Origin of the sequence: Duganella alba, assembly GCF_009674495.1 — a bacterium.
Taxonomy (GTDB): domain Bacteria; phylum Pseudomonadota; class Gammaproteobacteria; order Burkholderiales; family Burkholderiaceae_D; genus Rugamonas; species Rugamonas alba.
On the sequence record NZ_WKJN01000007.1, the window covers coordinates 153,640 to 176,768 of the forward strand.

Consider the following 23,129-nt stretch of genomic DNA (forward strand, 5'->3'; position numbering starts at 1 on the left):
TTAGCCTTTCTGCTTGGAACCATCAACCTTGCCATCGGCCGGCTTGTCGGCCGACGCCGAGGCGACGCGCACCTTGCCGCCCGGCCGCAGGTTTTGCTTGCCGTCGACAATCACTTGTTCATCGCCGCTCAAACCGGAGACGGCGGCGTTTTCGCCAAAGGCGTACAGGCGCTTGATGTTGACCACCTTGGCGGATTGGTCCTTGTCCACGGCGTAGATGAAGGTGCCGCGGGTGTTGCTAATGATAGCGTTTTGCGGGATCACCGTCGCGTCTTTCAGCACGTGCGAGATCAGCTTGGTGTTGACGTACTGGCCCGGCCACAGCGCGGTGTCCCTGTTGTCGAACTGGGCCTTGACGCGGATCACGCCGGCCACCGGATCGACCGTGTTGTCGATGAAGCTGAGCTTGCCGTTGACGGCCAGGGTCGAGTTATCCAGCGTCACCTGCACCGGCACCGCGCCTTCGCGCTGGGCCGCCATCAGGCCGGCCAGCGAGGTTTCCGGCAAGGTGAAGGCGACCGTGATCGGGTCCAGCTGGGTGACCGAGGTCAGCAGCGTGGTCATCTGCACCAGGCTGCCCGGATAGACGTTGATGGCGCCGACGCGGCCGGTCATCGGCGCGCGAATGGCGGTGTAGCTGGCGTCGACGTTGGCGCCGCGCACGGCGGCGATGTCGGCCTGCAGCACGGCGCGGGCGGAATCGACCTGGCTCTTGAGCGTATCGACGGCGCCCTGGGCGATGAATTTCTGCGCCAGCAGGTCCATCGAGCGCTTGTACTGGCGCTCGTAGTCGGCCAGCGCGGCGCGGTCGCGCTCGACCTGGGCCTGGGCCTTGTCGATGTTGGCGCGCTCGGTACGGTCGTCGAGCGTGAACATCAACTCGCCGGATTTGACGAACTGCCCTTCCTTGATGTGCACCTTGGCGATGGTGCTGGTGGTCTGCGGATGCAGGTCCACGGTGCTGATCGGGGTCACGGTGCCGTTGGCTTCCAGCACCACCGGCACGTCCTGGCGCTCCGGCGCGATGACGCTGACCGTGGTCGGGCCTTGCGGGCCGTTGCCGTTCAATTTGCTGCCGCCGGCCGGCTCGCCGCCGTGATGGGTCATGGTCCACACGCCGCCACCCACGACAACGATGGCGCCGGCCAGAAATGCTAAGGAAGATTTTTTCATTTTAATAATAATTTTGCCATCGAAAAATATTGCCGCCGTGCATAAGGGCGGAATATTGTCGCATAGTATCTACCAGAAAAACTGCACCAGTATTACCGCAGGACGCTTTTTTCTGCGGAGTGTTGGTTAGCTGCCGACGTAGTATTCCGGCACCACCAGCGTCACCTCCAGCCCGCCGTCCTTGTGGTTGGCCAGCGTGACATTGGCGCCGTGCTGCTCGGCGATGTTGCGGGCAATGGTCAGTCCCAGACCCGTGCCGCCGGACTCGCGCGAGCGCGAGGTTTCGATGCGGTAGAACGGTTCGAACACGCGCGCCATCTGGTCCGGCGCGATGCCCGGACCGCCGTCGCGGATGCTGATGCGGGCCGAACCGGCCAGCCGCTCGACCTTGACGTGCGCATAGTGGCCGTACTTGACCGCGTTGTCGATCAGGTTGACCAGGCAGCGGCGGATCGCCAGCGGCCGGCCCATCAGCGCCATGGCGGCGCGGCCGCGCAGCTCGACCTGCTGGCCGACGTCGGAGGCGTCGCTGCAGACGCTGTCGAGCAGCGCGTCCAGATCGAGCGCCTGCATGTTCTCGCTGGAGTCCATGCTGCGCGCCAGGTCCAGGCCCTCCTTGACCATCTGCTGCATGGCCGACAGGTCGTCGATCAGGCGCTGCTGCAGCTCGGCGTCGCCGACCTTTTCCAGGCGCAGGCGCAGGCGCGTCAGCGGCGTCTGCAGGTCGTGGGTGATAGCGGCCAGCATCTGCGTGCGCTGGGTGATGTGCTGGCGGATGCGCGCCTGCATGGCGTTGAAGGCGGCGCTGGCCTGGCGGATTTCCGAGGCGCCGCTCAGCACCACCGGCGGGTGGTTGATGTCGTTGCCGAGATCCTTGGCGGCTTGCGCCAGGCGCTTCAGCGGGTCGATGGTCATGCGCGCCACCAGGTAGGCCAGGAAGGCAATACTCAGCAGGAACGGCAGCAGCGACAGCAGCTCGCTGTTGGTCGAGGCCGGCGGCGCGCGCGGCGGCAGCACCGTCAGCTTCAGGATCTGGCCGTCGTGCAGCTGCACGTTCATGGTTTCGCACGTGCCCTTCCACTGGCTGGAGGCGAACAGGCTGGTGGTCTGGCGCGGCTGGTCGCAGGCGCTCGGATGCTCGGACAGTGGGCCCAGCTTGTAACGCTCGCCGAGGCGCTGTTGCAGCGACGTCGAGAATTCGGTCGGCGGCAACGTCTGCGCTTGCGGCAGGTCGCTCATTTCCAGCCGCACGGTGCCGCGCGCGGCCGCCACCAGGAAGGTCGGACGGGCGCTGTCGGGCATGACGTCGGCGGTGGTGATCAGTTGCTCGGCCCGTTCCAGCGCGTGGAAGTCGCGGTAGCGCTCCAGCGCGCGCGTGCGTTCGTTGACCGCCAGCCACTGGGTCAGCGCCGCCGAGGCGACGATCCCCAGCAGCAGCACCAGGAACACGCGTCCCGTCATGGAACCGAGGAATGCTCTCACGCTGTCGGCTCCACGGTGACCTGGCCGGCCAGCACATAGCCGCCGTTACGCACAGTCTTGATGATTTGCGGCATGCGCGCGTCTTCGCCGAGCTTCTGGCGCAGGCGGCTGATCTGGATGTCGATCGAGCGGTCGAACGGGTCGGCGTCGCGGCCCTGGGTCAGGTTCAGCAGCTGGTCGCGGTTGAGCACGCGGTTCGGGTGTTCCAGGAACACTTTCAGCAGGCGGAACTCGGCGCCCGACAGCATGATGACGATGCCGTCCGGATTGAGCAGGTGGCGCGCGGTCAGGTCCAGCGTCCAGCCCGAGAATTTCATCTGCTGCGCCTTGTCGGCGCCGCTGCTGGCCGGCATGGCGTTGCTGCGGCGCAGGACGCTGCGGATGCGCGCCAGCAGCTCGCGCGGCTCGAACGGTTTCGGCAGATAGTCGTCGGCGCCCATCTCCAGGCCCAGGATGCGGTCCAGCGGCTCGTTGCGTGCGGTCAGCATGATGACCGGCAGCGTCGAATGCGCGCGCAGCTTGCGGCACAGGGTCAGGCCGTCGTCGCCCGGCAGGTTGAGGTCGAGCACGACCAGTTCCGGACGGCCTTCGTCCAGCAGCTTCCACATGGCGGTGCCGTCGGGGGCGCACAGTGCACGGTAGCCATTGGATTCCAGGTAGTCCGCCAGCAGGGTGCGGATGTCGCGATCGTCGTCAACGATCAAAATAGTAGATGTCGGTTCCATGCGCTCATTATCCATGCTAGGCGATGCAGCAATTGTATCGTCTTGTATAAGGCGGTAGGAGCTACTTGCAGGGGAAACATCTGGATACAAAAACTTCGGGCAGAGAAACGTAAGGGCAACCTTCGGCCGCCAATATGGTCACAAGCGCGGAAACAACCGCGATTGTTTAACTCTTAAAAATGAAGGAACGACCATGAACATCTTACGCAAAAGCATACTGATCGGTTTCACCGTACTGGGCATGGCCGCAGCGCAGGCCCAGGAAGCCAAACCGGCGCCGAAGCAGCACGACGCCCATCCAAGCAAGGAGCAGATGCAGGCCAAGATGGCCGATATGTACGCCAAGCGCCAGGCGCGCCTGCACGACCTGCTGAAGCTGACCGCGCAACAGGAATCGGCGTGGGCCAACTACCAGGCCGCGATCAAGCCGCCGGCATTCGACGGCAAGCGTCCGGAACACAAGCCGTTCAACAAGCTGACCGCGCCGGAACGCCTGACCCTGGCGCTGGACATGACCAAGAAGCGCGAGGCTTTCCTGGAGACCCGCGTGAAAGCCGTCAGCGCCTTCTACGGCCAGCTGAATCCGGCGCAGCAAACGCTGTTTGACGAACACGGCCTGGGTGGCGAGCGCGGCCGCCGTGGTCACTGGGGCCACCACGGTCATCGCGGCTGGGGCCATGAAGGCGGCGACCAGCACGAAGGCTGGGGCGGCCAACGTAAAGGCTGATCAGTTCAAGGCGGACAGGGATGCGGTGAACTTCGCCGCATCCTGGAAGCCGATCACGCGCGCATTCGGGACTTCCCTGCCCTGCTTGTCGAACAGGATGATGCCCGGCGGGCCGAACAGGCCGAAGCGCTTCAGCATGGCCTTGTCGTCGTCGTCGTTGGCGGTGACGTCCACTTGCAGCAGCACGGTGTTGGCCAGTTTGGCGCGCACGGCGGGATCGACGAAGGTCAGTTTCTCCATCTCCTTGCAGGACACGCACCAGTCGGCGTAGAAGTCCAGGATGGCGGTTTTGCCGCCGGTCTGGGCCAGGATGGCGTCCAGTTGCTGCACCGTCTTCACGCGCTGGAAGGCCAGCGGCGTTTCATGCGCCTGGCCGGTCAGGTGCGCCAGCGGCGCCAGCGGATCGCGACCGCCGCTGACCACGCCCACCAGCTGCATCACGCCCAGCACGGCGGCGATCACGCCGACCGATTTCGCGACCCATTGGCCGCGGTTCAGCAGCAGATACATGCCGTAGCCGACCAGCAGCGCGGCCCAGCCCATCATCTGCACCGCGCCCGGCAGCACCGGCGACACCAGCCACCAGCCCACCGCCAGCATCAGCACGCCGAAGAAGCGTTTGACCGAATCCATCCACACGCCGGCCTTCGGCAGCAGCGTGCCGGCCGAGACGCCGACCAGGATCAGCGGCACGCTCATGCCGACCGCCATGGCGAACAGCGCGCTGCCGCCAATGACAATGTCGCGCGACTGGCTGATGTAGACCAGCGCGGCGGCCAGCGGCGCGGCCACGCAGGGGCCGACGATCAAGGCGGAAATGGCGCCCATGACGAACACGCCGGCCAGCTTGCCGGACGACTGGCGGTTGGACACGGTGCTCAACTTGCTTTGCAGCGCGGCCGGCACTTGCAGTTCGTAGAAGCCGAACATCGACAGCGACAGCAAGGCCATCAGCAGCGCGAACGCGCCCAGCACCCACGGATTCTGCAGCGCGCTGGCCAGGCCTTCGCCAGCCAGGCCGGCCGCCACGCCCAGCGCGGTGTAGACCAGCGCCATGCCCAGCGCATAGGTCACCGACAGGATCAGGCCACGGCTGCGGCTGGTGTTCTCGCCTTCGCCGACGATGATCGAGGACAGGATAGGCACCATCGGCAGCACGCATGGCGTAAAGGACAGGCCCAGGCCCAGCAAGGCGAACAACGGCAGGATGACCATCAGCTTGCCGCTCTTCAGCGCGGCTTCCAGGCGGCCGGATTCGCTGACTGGCGGTGCGACCGGCGCGGCCACCGGCGGCGCCGGCGGTGCGATGTCGGTGGCGGTTGGCTTCGGTATGGTGTAGATCTTGACGCCGGGGCTGACTGCGGCCGGCTTGCCCTCGCCGACAGCGGCTTGCGCGGCGGCGGATGCGGCGGCTGGCGCGGCGCTGGCAGCTGGCGTGGCCGGTGCAGCGGCAGGCGCTGCGGCCACGGCCGGCGTCGCGGTAGCCGGCGCGGCAGGCACCGGCACCGAGCCGCTGCCGGTCAGCGTTGCCTTGTAATCCTGCGGCGCATAGCACAGGCCTTTTTCCGAGCAGCCCTGGCCGCCCGCCTGCAGCGTGAACGCGCCGTTCACCTCCACCGGAATCGTGATCGTCACCGCCTTGCGGTAGGTCTCCACGTCCTTGGCGAAGGTCTCGTCATAGTGCACCTTGCCCGGCGGGATTTGCGGCGCCCCCAGCTTGGCGCCGGTGGCGCTGAACTTGAAGCGCTCGCGGTACATGTAATAGCCGTCGGCGATCTGGAACGTCACCGCGATGGTATGCCCATCGACCATGCGCGCGGAAAACTTGAACGCCTCCGACGGATCGAGGAAATCCTCAGCGCGGGCAGGCTGCAGCAGCAGCGCGATCAGCGCCAGCAGCGGCGCCATAAAACGGACGAAACGGGACATAAAATCTTCTCTCAGGGGCACTGTTCATTGGAGCAACAGCATAGTACACCGCTTGGGTTTTTCCCGCCTGAACGCGGCCTTAAAACATTGTTTTATGCGAAACTCGATTTTCCCTTTCCGTTTGGAGCTGTCCCATGTCCGCACTACGTCCCCTGCTATTCGCCGCGCTGGCCTTGGCCGCGCCCGCCTGCGCTGAAGCGCCGGCCAAGGCGCTGAACGCCATCTCCGCGCAGGATCTGCTGGCCCACATCAAAACGCTGGCTTCCGACGACTTCGAAGGCCGCGCGCCCGGCACCGCCGGCGAGGCAAAAAGCGTGGCCTACATCCAGCAGGAATTCAAGAAACTCGGCCTGAAACCCGGCAATCCGGACGGCAGCTGGGTGCAGGCGGTGCCGATGCGCGGCCAGAAACCGACGCCCAGCTTCAGCTACACCATAGCAGGCCAGAAAGTCGCGCTGGGCTTTCCGGACGATTATGTTGCCCATTCATCCAGTCAGCCGGACGTCGTCAACGTCAACAATTCGGAAATCGTGTTTGTCGGCTACGGCGTGCAGGCGCCGGAATACGGCTGGGACGACTACAAGGGCGTCGACGTGCGCGGCAAAACCATTTTGATGCTGATTAACGATCCGGCCATCCCCGATCCGGCCCATCCGGACCAGCTCGACCCGGCCATGTTCAAGGGCAAGGCCATGACCTACTACGGCCGCTGGACCTACAAATACGAAATCGCCGCCAGGCTGGGCGCGGCGGCGGCCATCATCATTCACGAAACCAGGCCGGCCGCCTATCCGTGGGACGTGGTGCGCAGCGGCGGCAATGCGGAGCAGTTCAGCCTGCTGCGCGAAGGCGACGATCCGGACGCGCCGACGGTGCCGGGCTGGATCCAGCTGGATAAAGCCAAGGCCATGATGGCCGCCGCCGGCTACGATTTCGATACGCTGAAAAAGCAGGCATTAACCAGGGAGTTCCGCCCGGTCAGTTTGAAAGGCACGGCTGATTTCAGGATCGGGAATATCTCCCGCACGGTAAATTCGAATAATGTGGTGGCGAAAATCGAAGGCAGCGATCCAAAGCTCAAGAATGAATACGTCATTTACAGCGCGCACTGGGATCATTTGGGCATGGATGCACAGACGGGCAAGATCTATTATGGCGCGCTGGATAACGCTTCAGGCGTGGCGGCATTACTGGAATTAGCCAAAGCCTATAAAGCGCTGCCGAAAGCGCCAAAGCGTTCCATCCTGTTTATCGCCACGACTGCGGAAGAACGCGGCCTGCTGGGTGCGAAATATTACGCAGCGCATCCGCTCTACCCGCTGAAAAACACGGTCACCAATATTAATATCGACGGCATTAATGCCTGGGGCAAAACGGCGCATATTGAGAACGTTACCTCCGGACATTCCAGCATCGATGGGCTGCTGGAGAAATATGCCCAAGGCCAGGGGCGCCGGATGGAAAATGACTCGCGTCCGGAACTTGGCAGTTTCTACCGCGCCGACCAACTGGAATTTGCGCGTGCCGGCGTCCCGGTTTTATATACCAAGGCGCGCAGCGGCTATTTGAATAAACCGGACAATTACGCAACGGAGGTCGTGAATAATTATTTCACCCACGACTACCATCAGGTTACCGACAGCTTCCATGGCGACTGGGACTTCAGCGGCGGCGTGCAGGATATCCAGCTGCTGTTCCAGGTGGGCCTGGATATCGCCCAAGGCGCCACGCCGACGTGGAATGCCGGCTCCGAATTCAAGGCCGCCGGCGACCGCCGATTGAAGTAGTTCACGCCGAAAATTGACTTGATCGTGCCAATTTTCGGCACGATCAAGGATCAGGCCTCGATCAGATCGCCGGCGCGGCGCACTGCGGTGACAGCGCGGGACACGCGTTTGCGCCACCAGATGATGACGCCGGTCACACTCAGCATCGCCACCACGATCCCCATGAAGGAAATCAGGATGCGGCCCGGCAGGCCAAGAATGCGGCCGGAGTGCAGCGGGAATTGCGCCTGCACGAAGATATCCGCCGCCGTCCCTTTCCACGGCAGGCGCTCGCCGAGCAGTTTCCCCGCGCCGTCATAATATAAATACGCCGGGCCGACACCGCCGGCGCCGTGGTCATCGCCAGGTTTATAGAAACTCACGCCATACACATCAAATGCGTTGGTATAAAAGACGCTGCCCACCGGCTCCGACCAATTGCGCTTTGCTGCTTCTTTGGTAGCGGTTTCAATTACCGTTGCATATTCGACCGTCGGCGTAAATGGTTTATGAATATCGGCAATCGGACGCGTATCAAATGGCGTCGGCGTGACTTTCGATATTTTGCTCATCACCGGATAAAATATTTCGCTGTAAAGATTCAAAGAAAATGCGGTGAAGGACAAAACAATCAGCAAGCCCCATGTCCATAAACTGAATGCGCGATGCAAATCGAAATTCAGTTTATTGCTGCCGCCTTTCCAGCGGACTTTCCAGGCTGGTTTCCAGCGCTGGCCCCACGATTTGGCGGCATTCTGCCGACGCAGCGGCAAAGTCAAATAGAAACCAACAAAACTATCCACCACCCAGATCATGGCGATACCGCCCATCAGCCATAATCCCCAACGGTCGATGCCCCACATCTCGGGAATATGCAGCGTGTAATGCAGGCGATAAAGGAAGGAAACAAAAGTCTCCTTGGTAATCGGCCAGACCGCGCCCCATTCGCGCTTGCCCAATTCAGCGCCGCTGACCGGGTCGACGAATACCTGGTTGAAGCCCGGTTCGTAAAGTTTCTGCGTCGCGGGATTGACGCGCGGCGAGACGCCAAAGGCGATCGCCTCGCCCTGCTCCACCTGCACCGGCATGAACGACACCTGGATCTGCGGATAACGCGCCTCCACCTGCCGCGCCAGCAGCAGCGCCGGTTGCGGCGTGCCGGGCGTGTGGGCCTCCATCAGGTGCGGATTGAGCAGGTCATCCAGCTCGTGATCCCACGAAATGATGGCGCCGGTGAAGCCGCTAATAAACAAAAAGCCCGCAGTAAGCAGGCCGGCATATCGGTGTACCAGGGTCCAGAAGCCTCGCATGATGGCCATCCTCATAAAAAACCGGGGCCACGCAGGCCCCGGCTGACTGCATTAGAACTTGTATTTCAAGCTCAGCGACGTGGTGCGCGGTGCGGCGTAGGTGATCGCGCCGTATGCGGCAAACATGCCGAAGTGGGTCTTGTCGGTCACGTTGTTGACGTTCAGCTGGGCCGACAGGTTTTTGCTGATGTCATAGCGCGCCATCAGGTTCACCATGGTGAAGCCGTCCTGGTTGATCACGCCGTGGTTGACCGCGAAGTTCGGCGCGCCTGGATCGACCGTGTAGGTGCGGCCTTCGTAGTTGACGCCGCCGCCGATGGTCAGCTTGCTCAGTTCGCCCGGCAGGTTGTAGGTGGTGAACACGCGGAACAGCTTGCGCGGGTAGATGCTGTTGAAGTCGGCGCCATCCGCATCCTTGGCGCGGAAGATGCTGTAGCCGGCGCTGGCGTTCCAGCCGCGCGTCAGCTCGCCGTTCAGCTCCAGCTCGACGCCACGGCTGGTGGCGCCGTCGACGCCGACATAGTAGGCCTCAGGCAAGCCGCCGTTGTGTCGCACGGTGCCGGCCTCCTGCGCCAGGTTGTCCTGCTTGATGTGGAACACCGCCAGCGACGCATTGACGCGGCCATCGAGGAACTCGCCCTTGACGCCGGCCTCAGCCGCCTTGCCGCGCACCGGGTCCAGCGTCTTGCCGCCGAAGTCCTTGTAGTTCTGCGGCTGGAAGATGCTGGTGTAGCTGGCGTAGGCCGAATAGGTGTTGTTGATGTCGTAGACCAGGCCGGCATACGGCGTGAGCTCGTTATCGTTCTTCACTTCATAGGCGTCGCTGCCGACCACCTGGCCGGTTTTCTTGTAGTTGGTCACGCGCGCGCCGACGATCAGTTTCAGCGGATCGGCCAGCGAGAAGCGCGCCACGCCGTACACAGCGTCCTGCCTGGTCGTGCTTTGCTCGTAGAAGGTGGCCGGGCCCCAGGTCGGCTCCGGATAGGTGGCGCCGTTCCAGTTGTTGTAGTTGCCGGTGTCGGCCAGCGCGCCTTCCGGACGGCGGTCCGACGTGAACTCGGCCTTGGAATACATATAGCCGAACGCCGCTTCATGCTTGCGGCCGAACAGCTGGAACGGACCGGAGGCCTGCAGGTTGGCGTTGGTCTGCTCGGTGCGGGTCAGGTAGGCGCCGCCGAACGGGAACATGCCGGCGCCGGTGCTGGCGTCAGGATAGCCGTACAGGTACAGCAGCTGCGAATCTCCCTTGCGGTCGCCGCGCGTGACGCTGGCGTCCAGTTTCCAGCCATTGTCCAGCGTGTGCTGGACGGTGGCGAAACCGTTGTTGTAGGAGGTGTTCCAGCGGGTCCAGCTGGCGGCCGCGGTCTTGGACACGTCCCAGTTGGTCAGGTTGCCGTTGGTGTACCAGTACGACAGGCCGCCCCACATCGGCGCCTTGACGTCGTTTTCCTGGCGGCTGAAGCCGACGTCCAGCACGGTGGCCGGCGTCAGGTCGGCTTCCACGGTGGCGTAGATGGTCTTGCTCTTGTTGCTCAACAGGCTGACCCAGCTGTCGGCGTCGGTGTATTCACCAACCACGCGCCCCCGCACCGAGCCGCTCTGGTTCAGCGCGGTCGAGACGTCGACCTGGGCGCGGCGGGCGCTCCAGTTGCCGACGCCGATCTCGGCCGAGCCGGTCAGTTCCTTCGAGGTGGCGCGCTTGCGCACCAGGTTGATGGCGGCCGATGGATTGCCGGCGCCGGTCATCAGGCCGGTGGCGCCGCGCACCACCTCCACGCGGTCGTAGAGGGCCAGGCTGCTGGCGACTTCGCCCGAGGACCACGATTGTTCCCAGGTGGTCGGCACGCCGTCGATCTGCAGGTTGTCGACGTCGAAGCCGCGCGCGGTGAAGCCGGCGCGGTTGGTTTCGTATTGGTTGACCGAAATGCCGACCACGTTGTTGACGACGTCGGTGACGGTTTGCAGGCCCTGGTCTTCAATGCGCTGCTGGGTTACCACGGTGACCGATTGCGGCGTGTCGCGCAGCGCCATGTCCAGCGGCGTGCCGCCCTTGGCCTTGCCGACGGTGTATGAGGTGTCGCCGAGCTTTTGCGACGACACCTGCACGGTCGGCATCACGGCCGCGCCGTCGTCGCCCCCCGCTTGCGCTTGCGCCAGCAGCGGCAGGGCCAGACCGACCAGTACGGCCAGACGCTTCATCTTGAATTGCTTATCCATCACTTCCCCGTTTTGACATTTTTATCGAATCACGAATGATAACGATTCTCATTCCAATGTCAACCGTTTGGGATGTAAAAGGACGAAAAAAAAGCCAGGCTAAGCCTGGCTTTTTCAGTACTGCGTACAACCGGCTGATTACTCAGCGGTTGGTGCGTCTTCTACAGCGGTGACTTCTGGACGGTCCAGCAGCTCAACGTAAGCCATTGGAGCGTTGTCGCCAACGCGGAAACCCATTTTCAGGATGCGCAGGTAGCCGCCGTTACGTGCAGCGTAGCGTGGGCCCAGTTCCGAGAACAGTTTGCCTACGATTTCGCGGTCACGCAGACGGGCAAATGCCAGACGCTTGTTAGCCAGGGTGTCGGTCTTGCCCAGGGTCAGGATTGGCTCAACAACGCGACGCAGCTCTTTAGCTTTTGGCAGCGTGGTTTTGATGGCTTCATGACGCAGCAGGGAAACGGTCATGTTGCGCAGCATTGCCAGACGGTGGGACGAGGTACGGTTCAGTTTACGGAGGCCGTGACGGTGACGCATGGTACTTCCTTTCGATGATGTTTAAATCCGAGTTCTTCGATCGCTCACATGAGCGCGGACCGGTTTTAGTGAATACGCCCGCTACAACATGCAGCGGGCGGGTACTGCAAACTGCTAATCAGTTGGTAACAGGGCAGAACATCGCGGAGCGATGTCCAGCACTGTCACCCAAACTGTTATTTTTCCAGACCAGCAGGCGGCCAGTTTTCCAGCTTCATGCCCAGGGTCAGACCGCGGGAAGCCAGGACTTCCTTGATCTCGTTCAGCGACTTGCGGCCCAGATTCGGGGTCTTCAGCAGCTCGTTTTCCGAACGCTGGATCAGGTCGCCGATGTAGTAGATGTTTTCGGCTTTCAGGCAGTTGGCCGAACGCACGGTCAGTTCCAGGTCGTCGACTGGACGCAGCAGGATCGGATCGACCAGCGGTGCGCGCGAAGGCGCTTCCGCAGCCGCTTCGGTGCCTTCCAGGGCGGCGAACACGTTCAGTTGATCGACCAGCACGCGGGCCGATTGACGGATCGCTTCTTCCGGCGAAATCACGCCGTTGGTTTCGATGTTGATGATCAGCTTGTCCAGGTCGGTACGCTGTTCCACACGGGCCGATTCCACGAAGTACGACACACGGCGCACTGGCGAGAACGACGCGTCCAGAATGATGCGGCCGATGGTCTTGTTGGTGTCTTCCGACAGACGACGGACGTTACCTGGCACATAGCCACGGCCTTTTTCGACCTTGATCTGCATGTCCAGCTTGCCGCCGGCGGTCAGGTGAGCGATCACGTGATCCGGGTTGATCAGTTCCACGTCGTGCGGCAGATCGATGTCCGATGCCAGCACGGCGCCTTCGCCTTCTTTTTTCAGGGTCAGGGTGACGGAGTCACGGTTGTGCACTTTGAACACAACGCCCTTCAGGTTCAGCAACAGGTCAACCACGTCTTCTTGCACGCCGTCCAGCGACGAGTACTCGTGCACCACGCCGGCGATCGTCACTTCGGTTGGCGCGTAGCCGACCATCGACGACAGCAGCACGCGACGCAGCGCGTTGCCCAGGGTGTGGCCGTAGCCGCGCTCGAATGGCTCCATCACGACTTTGGCGTGACCGGCGCCCAGGGCTTCTACATCGATAATACGTGGTTTCAACAAAGTGTTTTGCATGAAATGTCCTTTTCAATACCCTCGGCGCGTTAAGCCGATAAGGCTGATGGCATTAGTGAAAACGCCCGCTCAAGGGAGCGGGCGGGTTTTGGTGCTACTTAGACGACAGATTAACGCGAGTACAGCTCGACGATCAGCGATTCGTTGACGTCGTTGGCGATTTCGTTACGCTCTGGCAGGGACTTGAAGGTGCCTTCCATTTTCTTGGCATCAACCGACACCCAGGCTGGCATGCCGACTTGTTCCGCCAGCGACAGCGCTTCAACGATACGCACTTGTTTCTTGGCTTTTTCGCGCACAGCAACGACGTCGCCGACTTTGACCGAGTACGAAGCGATGTTCACCACTTGGCCGTTCACGGTGAACGCTTTGTGGGAGACCAGCTGACGTGCTTCAGCGCGGGTCGAGCCGAAGCCCATGCGGTAGGCGACGTTGTCCAGACGGGCTTCCAGCAGCTTCAGCAGGGTTTCGCCGGTGTTGCCTTTGCGGCGGTCGGCTTCTGCGAAGTAGCGACGGAACTGACGTTCCAGCACGCCGTACATACGTTTGACTTTTTGTTTTTCGCGCAGCTGGTTGCCGTAGTCCGAGGTACGGGCGCCCGACTTGACGCCGTGCTGACCTGGTTTGACATCCAGTTTGCATTTGCTGTCCAGCGAGCGACGGGCGCTCTTCAGGAACAGATCAGTGCCTTCACGGCGGGACAGTTTTGCTTTAGGTCCGATATAACGTGCCACGGTATTTCCTTTTTTAAATAATGACGTTCCAACCGCTCGGGGCTGAACGCTAGTCTGGTCTGCGGGTGAGCCAGACGTGGCTTAAGTCCGCCGCAAGCGGCAGACGACAATAGCCGGGCAGTATAACCGTTACCGGTTGCCTGCACCAGCTGAATTGTGTAACAGCATTGCCGGCAAGCCGGCTACGCCATTAGATACGACGACGCTTTGGAGGGCGGCAGCCGTTGTGTGGCACTGGCGTCACGTCCTGGATCTCGGTGATCTTGATGCCCAGGTTGTTCAGCGCGCGCACAGCCGATTCACGGCCTGGGCCTGGGCCCTTGATGCGCACTTCCAGGTTCTTCACGCCGCATTCGATCGCGACTTTACCAGCGGCTTCAGCAGCAACCTGCGCTGCGAACGGGGTCGATTTACGCGAACCCTTGAAGCCAGCACCACCGGAGGTCGCCCACGACAGAGCGTTGCCCTGACGGTCGGTGATGGTGATGATGGTATTGTTGAAGGAAGCGTGAACGTGCGCGATACCTTCAGCGACGTTCTTCTTGACCTTCTTGCGTACGCGAGCTGCTGCTGCGCTGCTTTGTTGCTTAGCCATGTGATTTCCCTAGATTATTTCTTGAGCGATTGAGCGGCTTTGCGCGGGCCCTTGCGGGTACGTGCATTGGTGCGGGTGCGTTGACCGCGGACCGGCAGGCCCTTACGGTGACGCATACCACGGTAGCAACCCAGATCCATCAAACGCTTGATGTTCATGGACAGTTCGCGGCGCAGATCGCCTTCGACGATGAATTTTGCTACTTCATCGCGCAGCTTTTCCAGTTCGCTGTCGTCCAGGTCCTTGACCTTTTTATCGGTCGCAATGCCCGTTTGCGCGCAGATGAACTTCGCGCGTGGGCGGCCTACACCGTAGATGGCCGTCAGGCCGATAACGGTGTGCTGGTGATTTGGGATATTAACCCCTGCAATACGTGCCATTCGTTATTCCTCGATAAATAACGGTTATTAACCTTGACGCTGCTTGTGACGTGGTTCGACGCAGATTACGCGAACAACGCCCTTGCGCTTGATGATCTTGCAGTTGCGGCAGATCCGCTTGACTGAGGCGTTAACTTTCATTTTGCACTCTCTTCTTGGTTCGATTATCTAAAATTACTTGGTCCGGAACACAATGCGGGCACGGGACAGGTCGTAAGGTGTCAGCTCTACCGTCACCTTGTCGCCAGGAAGAATGCGGATATAGTTCATCCGCATTTTACCCGAAATATGCCCGAGCACCACATGCCCGTTTTCCAGCTTTACTCGAAATGTTGCATTAGGGAGATTTTCTAGGATCTCGCCCTGCATCTGTATGACGTCGTCTTTTGCCATTCGGTATGTTTGAAACCGCGCTTATCGCGTCGGAATTCCGCCTTTGAAGTTTGCTTTGCGCAGCAGCGATTCATATTGCTGCGACATCACGTAGTTTTGTACTTGCGCCATGAAATCCATGGTAACAACCACAATAATCAACAACGAAGTACCGCCAAAATAGAATGGTACTTTCCACTCGGCTTGCATGAATTCCGGCAACAAACACACCAAAGTGATGTAGATGGCGCCAGCCAGGGTCAATCGCGTCAGGATCTTGTCGATGTAGCGGGCAGTCTGCTCACCGGGACGAATCCCTGGCACAAAGGCCCCGCTCTTCTTCAAGTTATCCGCTGTTTCCTTGCTGTTGAAGACCAGCGCTGTATAGAAGAAACAGAAAAACACGATCGCGATGGCGTACAACAGTGCGTGGATGGGCTCGCCTGGCCCCATCGATGCTGCCAAATCTTTCAGGAACCGGACCGCCGGGTTGGCCGTGTCGGCGCCCGTCGTAAACCAGCCCACGATCGTGGCCGGGAACAAGATAATCGACGAAGCGAAGATCGGTGGGATCACGCCGGCCATGTTCAATTTCAATGGCAGGTGCGACGTTTGTCCACCGTAAATCTTGTTACCCACCTGGCGTTTCGCATAGTTCACCAGAATCTTGCGTTGGCCACGTTCCACGAAGACCACCAGGAACGTCACCGCCACTACCAGGATCATGATGATGATCGCGGACAGCGCGCCGATCGAACCGTTCGACACCGACTGGCCGAGGCCACCCAGCGCGCCCGGCAGGCCGGCGGCGATACCCGCGAAGATGATGATCGAGATGCCATTACCGAGACCACGCTCGGTAATTTGCTCGCCCAACCACATCACGAACATGGTTCCGGTCAACAGCGTCACGACCGTCACGAAACGGAAGGCATAACCTGGATCCAGCACCAGGCCTGCCTGCGACTCCAAAGCAACTGCAATCCCGAGCGCCTGGAATCCCGCCAGCAACACCGTGAAATACCGGGTGTACTGGGTGATCTTGCGTCGGCCTGCTTCGCCTTCCTTCTTCAGCGCTTCCATCTGCGGCGAGACGATCGACACCAACTGCATGATGATCGAGGCCGAGATGTACGGCGTGATACCCAGCGCAAACACCGTGAAGCGCGCGAGCGCGCCACCGCTGAACATGTTCAACATGCCCAGGATGCCGCCCTCTTGCGACTTGAACAGCGCGGCCAATTGTACCGGATCGATCCCGGGAACCGGGATGTGAGCGCCGATACGATAAACCACCAATGCGCCAAGCAGGAACCAGAGCCGGCCCCAAGGGAAACCAGCTGCTGCACTTTTAGCCAATTGTGGATTAGTCGCCAATTTTCGCTCCGATCAAGCTGTGTGCGGGGCTCAGGCTACCGAGCCGCCGGCTGCTTCGATGGCGGCTTTCGCGCCAGCGGTCACTTTCAGGCCTTTGAGGTTCACCGCCTTGGTGATCTCGCCGGACAGAATGACGCGCACATCGCGTGCCAGCACGCTCAGTACGCCAGCTTGTTTCAGCACCAGAATGTCGACATCGCCAACAGCCAGGTTGTTCAGGTCGGACAGACGCACTTCAGCTTTGAAGGTGGCGTTGAGCGACTTGAAACCGCGCTTAGGCAGACGACGTTGCAGAGGCATTTGACCGCCTTCGAAGCCGACTTTGTGGAAGCCGCCCGAACGCGATTTCTGACCCTTGTGGCCACGGCCTGCGGTTTTACCCAGGCCAGAGCCGATACCGCGGCCGACGCGGCGCTTGTAGTGCTTCGCGCCTTCGGCTGGTTGAATGGTATTCAGTTCCATGATTTCTCCGTGAGTAAGCCGGGGCTTACGCAACTACTTTAACGAGATACGACACTTTGTTGATCATGCCGCGTACGGATGGGGTGTCTTGCAGCTCGGCGACCGAGTTGACGCGACGCAGGCCCAGACCGCGAACGGTGGCACGGTGATCTTGACGAGTGCCAATCAGGCCCTTGACCAGTTGTACTTTGACGGTTTTCGTAGTCATGTCGTTCACCTTAACCCAGGATCTCTTCTACCGACTTGCCGCGTTTCGCAGCGATGTCAGCAGGAGTGCTCAGTTTAGCCAGGCCGTCCAGCGTGGCGCGAACCAGGTTGTACGGGTTGCTCGAACCGGTCGATTTCGCGACCACGTCGGTAACGCCCATGACTTCGAAGATTGCGCGCATCGCGCCGCCAGCGATGACGCCGGTACCTGGTTTCGCAGGCGACATCATTACTTTCGAGGCGCCGTGGCGACCCAGGACGGTGTGGTGCAGGGTGCCGTTTTTCAGCGGTACTTTGATCAGGTTGCGACGGGCTTCTTCCATTGCCTTCTGCACACCGACCGGTACCTCTTTCGACTTGCCCTTGCCCATGCCGATGCGGCCATCGCCGTCACCAACCACGGTCAGCGCGGCGAAACCCATGATACGACCACCCTTGACCACTTTGGTCACGCGGTTGATCGCGATCATTTTTTCGCGCATGCCGTCGTCCGGCTTGTCGCTTGCCATTTTTGCTTGCATTTTTGCCATGATCGTTCCTTAGAACTTCAGACCGGCTTCACGCGCGGCTTCTGCCAGCGCCTTCACACGGCCGTGATAACGGAAACCGGAACGGTCGAAGGCGACTTCGGTGATACCGGCTTTCAGTGCTTTTTCTGCTACGCGCTTGCCCACCAGTGCGGCGGCAGCGGCGTTGCCACCCTTGCCCGATTGGCCGGCCAGTTCAGCGCGTACTTCCGCTTCTACGGTCGAGGCCGAAACCAGTACTTTGGCTTCCGGGCTGATCAGGTTCGCATAAATGTGCAGGTTAGTGCGGTGCACCGACAGGCGGTTCACTTTCAGTTGTGCGATCTTGATCCGGGTTTGACGTCCGCGACGCAGACGAGATTCTTTTTTATCCATCGTCAGCCCCTAATTACTTCTTCTTGGTTTCTTTAAGCTTAACCACTTCGTCCGAATAACGGACGCCCTTGCCTTTGTACGGCTCAGGAGCGCGGTAAGCGCGAACTTCGGCAGCAACCTGACCCACCTTTTGACGATCGATGCCTTTGATGACGATCTCGGTCGGGGTGGCGGTGGCGCAGGTCACGCCTTCTGGCATGGCGTGCACGACCGGGTGCGAGAAACCCAGCGACAGGTTCAGCTTGTCGCCGGCGGCCTGGGCTTTGTAGCCCACGCCGACCAGGTTCAGCTTTTTCTCGAAGCCCTTGGTCACACCGGTCACCATGTTGTTGACCAGCGCGCGCAGCGTGCCGGACATGGCGTTCGCTTCGCGGCTGTCGTTCGACGGCTCGAAGCTCAGGGTGCCTGCATTGTTTTCTACTTTAACCAGGCCATTCAGGTTCTGGGTCAGGACGCCCAGCGGGCCCTTGACGGTGATCGCTTGTGCGGAGATGGCAACATCAGCGCCAGCTGGCACGGCGATCGGCATTTTAGCTACTCGGGACATGTGTAACTCCTTATGCGACGTAGCAAATAACTTCGCCGCCGACACCGGTAGCGCGTGCTTTGCGGTCAGTCATGACGCCTTGCGGAGTCGACACGATCGCCACACCCAAGCCATTCATCACAGTAGGGATCTCGTCTTTGCCCTTGTAGACGCGCAGGCCTGGACGGGACACGCGCTCGAGGCGCTCGATGACGGGACGGCCAACATAATACTTCAAACCGATTTTCAGTTCCGCTTTGCCGCCAGTTTCAGCGACAGCGAAATCTTCAATGTAACCCTCGTCCTTGAGGACGTTGGCAATCGCAATTTTGACTTTCGACGATGGCATGGCCACGGTCGTTTTTTGCACGCCCTGGGCGTTACGAATGCGGGTCAGCATATCGGCGATAGGATCGCTCATACTCATTGCTTATTCTCCTATTACCAGCTAGCTTTAGTCATACCCGGGATCTCACCACGCATGGCGAATTCACGGAGCTTGATACGGCCCAGACCGAATTTACGGAAGGTGCCGCGTGGACGACCGGTGACGGCGCAGCGGTTACGCTGGCGGGTCGGAGCCGAGTTACGTGGCAGCGCTTGCAGTTTCAGGCGCGCTTCGTAACGTTCTTCTTCCGATTTCGACTGGTCATCGATGATGGCCTTGAGCGAGGCGCGCTTGGCGGCGAATTTGTTCGCCAGGGCCACGCGTTTCGCTTCACGGTTAATCAGTGCGAGTTTTGCCATGATCTCTTAGTTCCTGAACGGGAATTTGAAGGCGGCGAGCAGAGCTTTCGCTTCGTCGTCGGTCTTAGCGGTGGTGGTGATCGAAATGTTCATACCACGCAGCGCATCGATCTTGTCGTACTCGATCTCCGGGAAGATGATCTGCTCTTTCACACCGATGTTGTAGTTGCCACGGCCATCGAACGAGCGGCCATTCACACCGCGGAAGTCACGCACGCGCGGCAGGGCCACGGTGATGAAGCGGTCGAGGAACTCGTACATGCGGGCGCCACGCAGGGTGACCATGGTACCGATCGGGTAGCCTTCACGGATCTTGAAGCCCGCAATGGCCTTACGCGACTTGGTGGTCACTGGTTTCTGACCGGCGATCTTGGTCAGGTCGCCGACAGCGTGCTCGAGCACTTTTTTGTCGGCAATCGCTTCACCCACACCCATGTTCAGGGTGATCTTGGTCAGACGTGGAACTTCCATCACCGATTTGTAACCGAATTTCTCGGTCAGGTCGGCGACGACCTTTTCTTTATAGAATTCTTGGAGACGTGCCATGATTTCTTAAGCCTTCACTACTTCGCCGGACGATTTAAAGACGCGGACTTTTTTGCCGTCGACATCTTTGAAACCAACACGGTCTGCCTTGCCAGTCGCTGCATTGAACAATGCAACGTTGGACACGTGAATCGGCATGGTCTTATCGACGATACCACCTTGTACGCCAGTCATTGGGTTAGGCTTGGTCGCTTTTTTGGCGACGTTGACACCTTCAACCACAACGTGTTCTGCGTCGACTCGACGCGAAACTACGCCACGCTTGCCCTTGTCTTTACCGGCCAGAACGATGACTTCGTCGTTTTTACGAATCTTATCCATTACTGACTCCTTACAGGACTTCCGGTGCCAGGGACACGATCTTCATGAACTTTTCAGTGCGCAGCTCGCGCGTCACTGGTCCGAAGATACGGGTACCGATCGGTTCCAGCTTGGCGTTCAACAGTACGGCGGCGTTGCCGTCGAACTTCACCAGGGAACCGTCTTGGCGGCGAACACCTTTAGCGGTGCGCACTACCACGGCGTTATAAATTTCACCTTTTTTGACACGACCGCGTGGCGCAGCAACCTTAACGGTTACCTTGATCACGTCGCCGATGCCAGCATAACGGCGCTTGGAGCCGCCCAATACCTTGATGCACATGACTTCTTTGGCACCGGTATTGTCGGCCACTTCGAGCCGGCTTTCAGTTTGAATCATAGTATTCTCTTTCCCAACTTAAGCCGAAGAATCCACACAATGCGGACCTGCGGTCAGTCTTGGTCCCGCCAGAGCGCTCATGAAGAGCCCACTGTTTGGGTGCTTGACCTTCGTACTGCTACTGACCGCACGGTTCAGCGTCTGTGGCCAGACACTTTGCGGCGTTACATGAACGAAGCCCGCAAGTATTACATACCTTTTGCGGGCTTGCAAGAACTAATTGAAAATCGCCCCCGATCCGTGGATCGGAGGCGACGTCTTCAATTAAACGATTTGTGCGGCTTGCACCACACGGGTCACGGTCCATGCCTTCGTTTTGGAGATCGGACGACCTTCCACGATTTCCACCGTGTCACCGGCTTTCACCTGGTTGGTCTCGTCATGCGCGTGGTACTTGTTCGAGCGGACGATGATCTTGCCGTACAAAGGATGTTTCACGTGACGTTCGATCAGAACGGTAACGGTTTTGTCCATCTTGTCAGACACAACTTTACCGATCAGCGTACGCTTCAGCTTTACTTGCTCGGTCATTTTGCTTCCTTCGTGTTCATTACCGTTTTTACGCGTGCGATATCGCGACGTACCTTCTTGAGCTGCGAAGTGTTGCTCAGCTGTTGCGTCGCGGTTTGCATACGCAGGCCGAACTGTGCCTTCAACAGGTCATTCAGCTCTTTTTGCAGAGCTGCCTGGTCTTTGCCGCGGAGTTCAGATGCTTTCATAATTCACTCCTGTTATTGGCCAACTTGGCGGACCACGAAGGTGGTCGCCAGTGGCAGTTTGGCAGCGGCCAGGCGGAATGCTTCGCGCGCCAGTTCTTCTGCGACGCCATCCATTTCGTACAGGACTTTGCCTGGACGGATTTCAGCGACGTAGTACTCCGGATTACCTTTACCGTTACCCATACGGACTTCGGCAGGCTTGTTCGAGATCGGTTTGTCCGGGAAGACGCGGATCCAGATACGACCGCCACGTTTGATGTGACGGGTCATGGCGCGACGTGCCGCTTCGATCTGACGGGCCGTGATACGACCACGAACCGTAGCTTTCAGACCGAATTCGCCGAACGACACCGAAGTGCCGGCGCTGTGCGAAATGCCGGTGTTACGGCCTTTCTGCTCTTTACGATACTTTCTGCGTGCTGGTTGCAGCATGATTATTCTCCTGCTTTCTCAGCCGGTTTGGCCGGGGCGCGACGGGCACCTGGCGCGGCTGGTTTCGCGCCGGCTGGGCGTGGGCGGCCAGCTGGCTTGCCGTCTTCACGACGTGGGCCACGTGGCTTTTTCTCGTCCGGTGGGGTGTCGATGACTGGTGCTTCGCCGGTGGCGGAGCGGTCGCCCTTGTACACCCACACCTTGACACCGATGATGCCGTAGGTGGTCGAGGCTTCGCTGGTGCCGTAGTCGATATCGGCGCGCAGGGTGTGCAGTGGCACACGGCCTTCGCGGTACCACTCTTTACGAGCGATTTCGATACCGTTCAGACGACCCGACGACATGATCTTGATGCCCAGGGCGCCCAGACGCATGGCGTTCTGCATCGCGCGTTTCATGGCGCGGCGGAACATGATGCGTTTTTCCAGCTGTTGCGCGATCGAATCGGCGATCAGCTGCGAATCGATCTCTGGCTTGCGGATCTCTTCGATGTTGACGTGCACCGGCACACCCATGATCTTGGTCAGCGCGGACTTCAGTACTTCGATGTCCTCGCCTTTTTTACCAATGACCACGCCTGGACGCGAGCTGTAGATGGTGAAACGCGCGTTCTTGGCTGGACGCTCGATGACGATGCGGCCGACCGAAGCGTTCTTCAGCTTGGCTTTCAGGTAGGTACGTGCTTTCAAGTCTTCGTTCAGCATGGCGGCAAAGTTACCATTGCCTGCATACCAACGCGAAGCCCAGTTACGGGTAACCGCCAGGCGGAAACCAGTTGGATGAATTTTCTGACCCATCTTGGCTCCTTAGTTGCCTACGGTCACATAAATGTGACACGATTGTTTCGAGATACGATCGCCACGACCTTTTGCACGCGCGGTGAAGCGCTTCAGGATCGGGCCCTTTTCAACGTAGATCGTTTTCACGAACAGTTCGTCGATGTCGGCACCATCGTTGTGCTCGGCGTTGGCGATGGCCGACTCCAGCACTTTCTTGATGATGGTGGCGCCTTTTTTCGGGCTGAACTGCAGAATGTTGAGTGCTGCGTCAACTTTCTTGCCACGGATCAGGTCAGCAACCAGACGGCCCTTTTGGTCCGACAGGCGCACGCCTTTGAGGATAGCTTTGGTTTCCATTATTTCTTCGCCTTCTTGTCAGCGGCATGGCCTTTGAACGTGCGGGTCAGCGCGAATTCGCCGAGCTTGTGACCAACCATGTTCTCGGAAACGTACACTGGCACGTGCAGCTTGCCGTTGTGAACAGCGATCGTCAGGCCGATGAAGTCAGGCATGATGGTCGAGCGACGGGACCAGGTTTTGATTGGCTTTTTGTCTTTGGTCGCTTGCGCGGCTTCGACTTTTTTCACCAGGTGGGCGTCACAGAACGGCCCTTTTTTCAATGAACGAGTCATGA

The 23,129-nt window shown here is 59.9% G+C and carries 32 protein-coding genes; 2 read left to right on the forward strand and 30 right to left on the reverse strand.

Going from position 1 to position 23,129, the window contains the following annotated elements; genetic code table 11:
• The 3 genes from GJ695_RS09275 to GJ695_RS09285 form a co-directional block, all read right to left on the reverse strand.
• The gene (locus tag GJ695_RS09275; protein ID WP_154364068.1) at nucleotides 1-1,173 is read right to left on the reverse strand and encodes an efflux RND transporter periplasmic adaptor subunit; all 1,173 of its coding nucleotides are present in this window, start codon (nucleotides 1,171-1,173) and stop codon (nucleotides 1-3) included.
• Between the two features lie 126 nt (nucleotides 1,174-1,299).
• Nucleotides 1,300-2,655, reverse strand: a complete 1,356-nt coding sequence (locus tag GJ695_RS09280) for an ATP-binding protein (RefSeq protein ID WP_166455096.1) — start codon at nucleotides 2,653-2,655, stop codon at nucleotides 1,300-1,302.
• A complete protein-coding gene (locus GJ695_RS09285; protein ID WP_154364070.1) occupies nucleotides 2,652-3,380 on the reverse strand; it encodes a response regulator in 729 nt (242 codons plus the stop codon). Before GJ695_RS09285 ends, GJ695_RS09280 begins: the two co-directional genes overlap by 4 nt.
• 193 nt (nucleotides 3,381-3,573) lie before the next feature.
• Between GJ695_RS09285 and GJ695_RS09290 the strand changes: the two genes are divergently transcribed.
• Nucleotides 3,574-4,107, forward strand: a complete 534-nt coding sequence (locus GJ695_RS09290) for a Spy/CpxP family protein refolding chaperone (RefSeq protein ID WP_154364072.1) — start codon at nucleotides 3,574-3,576, stop codon at nucleotides 4,105-4,107.
• On the opposite strand, the gene dsbD is transcribed toward GJ695_RS09290, so the two are convergent.
• A complete protein-coding gene (gene dsbD / locus GJ695_RS09295) occupies nucleotides 4,108-6,036 on the reverse strand; it encodes a protein-disulfide reductase DsbD (protein ID WP_154364074.1) in 1,929 nt (642 codons plus the stop codon).
• Nucleotides 6,037-6,170: 134 nt separating this feature from the next.
• Here dsbD and GJ695_RS09300 point away from each other — a divergent pair, with 134 nt between their 5' ends.
• Nucleotides 6,171-7,823: a M20/M25/M40 family metallo-hydrolase gene (locus tag GJ695_RS09300; RefSeq protein ID WP_154364076.1), complete on the forward strand. Its 1,653-nt coding sequence runs from the start codon at nucleotides 6,171-6,173 to the stop codon at nucleotides 7,821-7,823.
• Nucleotides 7,824-7,873: 50 nt separating this feature from the next.
• On the opposite strand, the gene GJ695_RS09305 is transcribed toward GJ695_RS09300, so the two are convergent.
• From GJ695_RS09305 to rpsS, 26 genes are all read right to left on the reverse strand, one after another.
• On the reverse strand, nucleotides 7,874-9,112 hold the full coding sequence (locus tag GJ695_RS09305) for a PepSY-associated TM helix domain-containing protein (RefSeq protein WP_154364078.1): 1,239 nt from the start codon (nucleotides 9,110-9,112) through the stop codon (nucleotides 7,874-7,876).
• 51 nt (nucleotides 9,113-9,163) lie between these two features.
• Nucleotides 9,164-11,329: a TonB-dependent siderophore receptor gene (locus GJ695_RS09310; RefSeq protein ID WP_154364080.1), complete on the reverse strand. Its 2,166-nt coding sequence runs from the start codon at nucleotides 11,327-11,329 to the stop codon at nucleotides 9,164-9,166.
• Nucleotides 11,330-11,467: 138 nt separating this feature from the next.
• Nucleotides 11,468-11,863 carry a 50S ribosomal protein L17 gene (rplQ, locus tag GJ695_RS09315; RefSeq protein WP_072786830.1) on the reverse strand — a complete coding sequence of 132 codons (396 nt, stop codon included), beginning with the start codon at nucleotides 11,861-11,863 and terminating at the stop codon, nucleotides 11,468-11,470.
• Between the two features lie 176 nt (nucleotides 11,864-12,039).
• Nucleotides 12,040-13,017 carry a DNA-directed RNA polymerase subunit alpha gene (locus GJ695_RS09320; RefSeq protein WP_154364082.1) on the reverse strand — a complete coding sequence of 326 codons (978 nt, stop codon included), beginning with the start codon at nucleotides 13,015-13,017 and terminating at the stop codon, nucleotides 12,040-12,042.
• Between the two features lie 110 nt (nucleotides 13,018-13,127).
• Nucleotides 13,128-13,751 carry a 30S ribosomal protein S4 gene (rpsD, locus tag GJ695_RS09325; RefSeq protein WP_110846397.1) on the reverse strand — a complete coding sequence of 208 codons (624 nt, stop codon included), beginning with the start codon at nucleotides 13,749-13,751 and terminating at the stop codon, nucleotides 13,128-13,130.
• 190 nt (nucleotides 13,752-13,941) lie between these two features.
• The gene (rpsK, locus tag GJ695_RS09330) at nucleotides 13,942-14,346 is read right to left on the reverse strand and encodes a 30S ribosomal protein S11 (RefSeq protein WP_072786827.1); all 405 of its coding nucleotides are present in this window, start codon (nucleotides 14,344-14,346) and stop codon (nucleotides 13,942-13,944) included.
• A gap of 14 nt (nucleotides 14,347-14,360) precedes the next feature.
• On the reverse strand, nucleotides 14,361-14,726 hold the full coding sequence (gene rpsM, locus GJ695_RS09335) for a 30S ribosomal protein S13 (protein WP_154361046.1): 366 nt from the start codon (nucleotides 14,724-14,726) through the stop codon (nucleotides 14,361-14,363).
• Nucleotides 14,727-14,753: 27 nt separating this feature from the next.
• Entirely contained in the window at nucleotides 14,754-14,867 is a 114-nt protein-coding gene (rpmJ, locus tag GJ695_RS09340; RefSeq protein ID WP_005663407.1) for a 50S ribosomal protein L36, read from the reverse strand.
• Nucleotides 14,868-14,900: 33 nt separating this feature from the next.
• Nucleotides 14,901-15,119: a translation initiation factor IF-1 gene (gene infA, locus GJ695_RS09345; RefSeq protein ID WP_005663428.1), complete on the reverse strand. Its 219-nt coding sequence runs from the start codon at nucleotides 15,117-15,119 to the stop codon at nucleotides 14,901-14,903.
• 21 nt (nucleotides 15,120-15,140) lie between these two features.
• A complete protein-coding gene (gene secY, locus GJ695_RS09350; RefSeq protein WP_110846396.1) occupies nucleotides 15,141-16,475 on the reverse strand; it encodes a preprotein translocase subunit SecY in 1,335 nt (444 codons plus the stop codon).
• A gap of 30 nt (nucleotides 16,476-16,505) precedes the next feature.
• Nucleotides 16,506-16,937, reverse strand: coding sequence for a 50S ribosomal protein L15 (gene rplO / locus GJ695_RS09355; RefSeq protein WP_090192436.1), 432 nt, complete (start codon nucleotides 16,935-16,937; stop codon nucleotides 16,506-16,508).
• Between the two features lie 25 nt (nucleotides 16,938-16,962).
• Nucleotides 16,963-17,145: a 50S ribosomal protein L30 gene (gene rpmD, locus GJ695_RS09360; RefSeq protein ID WP_090192459.1), complete on the reverse strand. Its 183-nt coding sequence runs from the start codon at nucleotides 17,143-17,145 to the stop codon at nucleotides 16,963-16,965.
• Between the two features lie 10 nt (nucleotides 17,146-17,155).
• Nucleotides 17,156-17,674: a 30S ribosomal protein S5 gene (gene rpsE / locus GJ695_RS09365; protein WP_072786822.1), complete on the reverse strand. Its 519-nt coding sequence runs from the start codon at nucleotides 17,672-17,674 to the stop codon at nucleotides 17,156-17,158.
• 9 nt (nucleotides 17,675-17,683) lie between these two features.
• Nucleotides 17,684-18,046, reverse strand: a complete 363-nt coding sequence (gene rplR / locus GJ695_RS09370) for a 50S ribosomal protein L18 (RefSeq protein WP_072786821.1) — start codon at nucleotides 18,044-18,046, stop codon at nucleotides 17,684-17,686.
• A gap of 13 nt (nucleotides 18,047-18,059) precedes the next feature.
• Complete coding sequence (gene rplF, locus GJ695_RS09375) at nucleotides 18,060-18,593, reverse strand: 50S ribosomal protein L6 (protein WP_154361047.1); 534 nt, start codon at nucleotides 18,591-18,593, stop codon at nucleotides 18,060-18,062.
• 10 nt (nucleotides 18,594-18,603) lie between these two features.
• Entirely contained in the window at nucleotides 18,604-18,999 is a 396-nt protein-coding gene (gene rpsH, locus GJ695_RS09380; protein WP_154364084.1) for a 30S ribosomal protein S8, read from the reverse strand.
• A 14-nt stretch (nucleotides 19,000-19,013) separates the two neighbouring features.
• Nucleotides 19,014-19,319, reverse strand: coding sequence for a 30S ribosomal protein S14 (rpsN, locus tag GJ695_RS09385; protein WP_154361049.1), 306 nt, complete (start codon nucleotides 19,317-19,319; stop codon nucleotides 19,014-19,016).
• A gap of 6 nt (nucleotides 19,320-19,325) precedes the next feature.
• The gene (rplE, locus tag GJ695_RS09390) at nucleotides 19,326-19,865 is read right to left on the reverse strand and encodes a 50S ribosomal protein L5 (protein ID WP_019923483.1); all 540 of its coding nucleotides are present in this window, start codon (nucleotides 19,863-19,865) and stop codon (nucleotides 19,326-19,328) included.
• A gap of 6 nt (nucleotides 19,866-19,871) precedes the next feature.
• Nucleotides 19,872-20,186, reverse strand: coding sequence for a 50S ribosomal protein L24 (rplX, locus tag GJ695_RS09395; RefSeq protein ID WP_056151015.1), 315 nt, complete (start codon nucleotides 20,184-20,186; stop codon nucleotides 19,872-19,874).
• 10 nt (nucleotides 20,187-20,196) lie between these two features.
• Nucleotides 20,197-20,565: a 50S ribosomal protein L14 gene (gene rplN, locus GJ695_RS09400; RefSeq protein WP_008444317.1), complete on the reverse strand. Its 369-nt coding sequence runs from the start codon at nucleotides 20,563-20,565 to the stop codon at nucleotides 20,197-20,199.
• 264 nt (nucleotides 20,566-20,829) lie between these two features.
• Nucleotides 20,830-21,096 (reverse strand): 30S ribosomal protein S17, encoded by a 267-nt coding sequence (rpsQ, locus tag GJ695_RS09405; RefSeq protein WP_154361050.1) that lies wholly within the window; start codon nucleotides 21,094-21,096, stop codon nucleotides 20,830-20,832.
• Nucleotides 21,093-21,284 (reverse strand): 50S ribosomal protein L29, encoded by a 192-nt coding sequence (gene rpmC, locus GJ695_RS09410; RefSeq protein ID WP_020704377.1) that lies wholly within the window; start codon nucleotides 21,282-21,284, stop codon nucleotides 21,093-21,095. The genes rpsQ and rpmC overlap by 4 nt, the downstream gene beginning before the upstream one ends.
• A gap of 12 nt (nucleotides 21,285-21,296) precedes the next feature.
• Nucleotides 21,297-21,716, reverse strand: a complete 420-nt coding sequence (gene rplP / locus GJ695_RS09415; RefSeq protein WP_154361051.1) for a 50S ribosomal protein L16 — start codon at nucleotides 21,714-21,716, stop codon at nucleotides 21,297-21,299.
• Nucleotides 21,717-21,718: 2 nt separating this feature from the next.
• A complete protein-coding gene (gene rpsC / locus GJ695_RS09420; RefSeq protein WP_154361052.1) occupies nucleotides 21,719-22,513 on the reverse strand; it encodes a 30S ribosomal protein S3 in 795 nt (264 codons plus the stop codon).
• 9 nt (nucleotides 22,514-22,522) lie between these two features.
• The gene (rplV, locus tag GJ695_RS09425; protein WP_174864456.1) at nucleotides 22,523-22,855 is read right to left on the reverse strand and encodes a 50S ribosomal protein L22; all 333 of its coding nucleotides are present in this window, start codon (nucleotides 22,853-22,855) and stop codon (nucleotides 22,523-22,525) included.
• The gene (gene rpsS, locus GJ695_RS09430) at nucleotides 22,852-23,127 is read right to left on the reverse strand and encodes a 30S ribosomal protein S19 (RefSeq protein ID WP_050409767.1); all 276 of its coding nucleotides are present in this window, start codon (nucleotides 23,125-23,127) and stop codon (nucleotides 22,852-22,854) included. Before rpsS ends, rplV begins: the two co-directional genes overlap by 4 nt.
• Nucleotides 23,128-23,129: the final 2 nt, after the last annotated feature.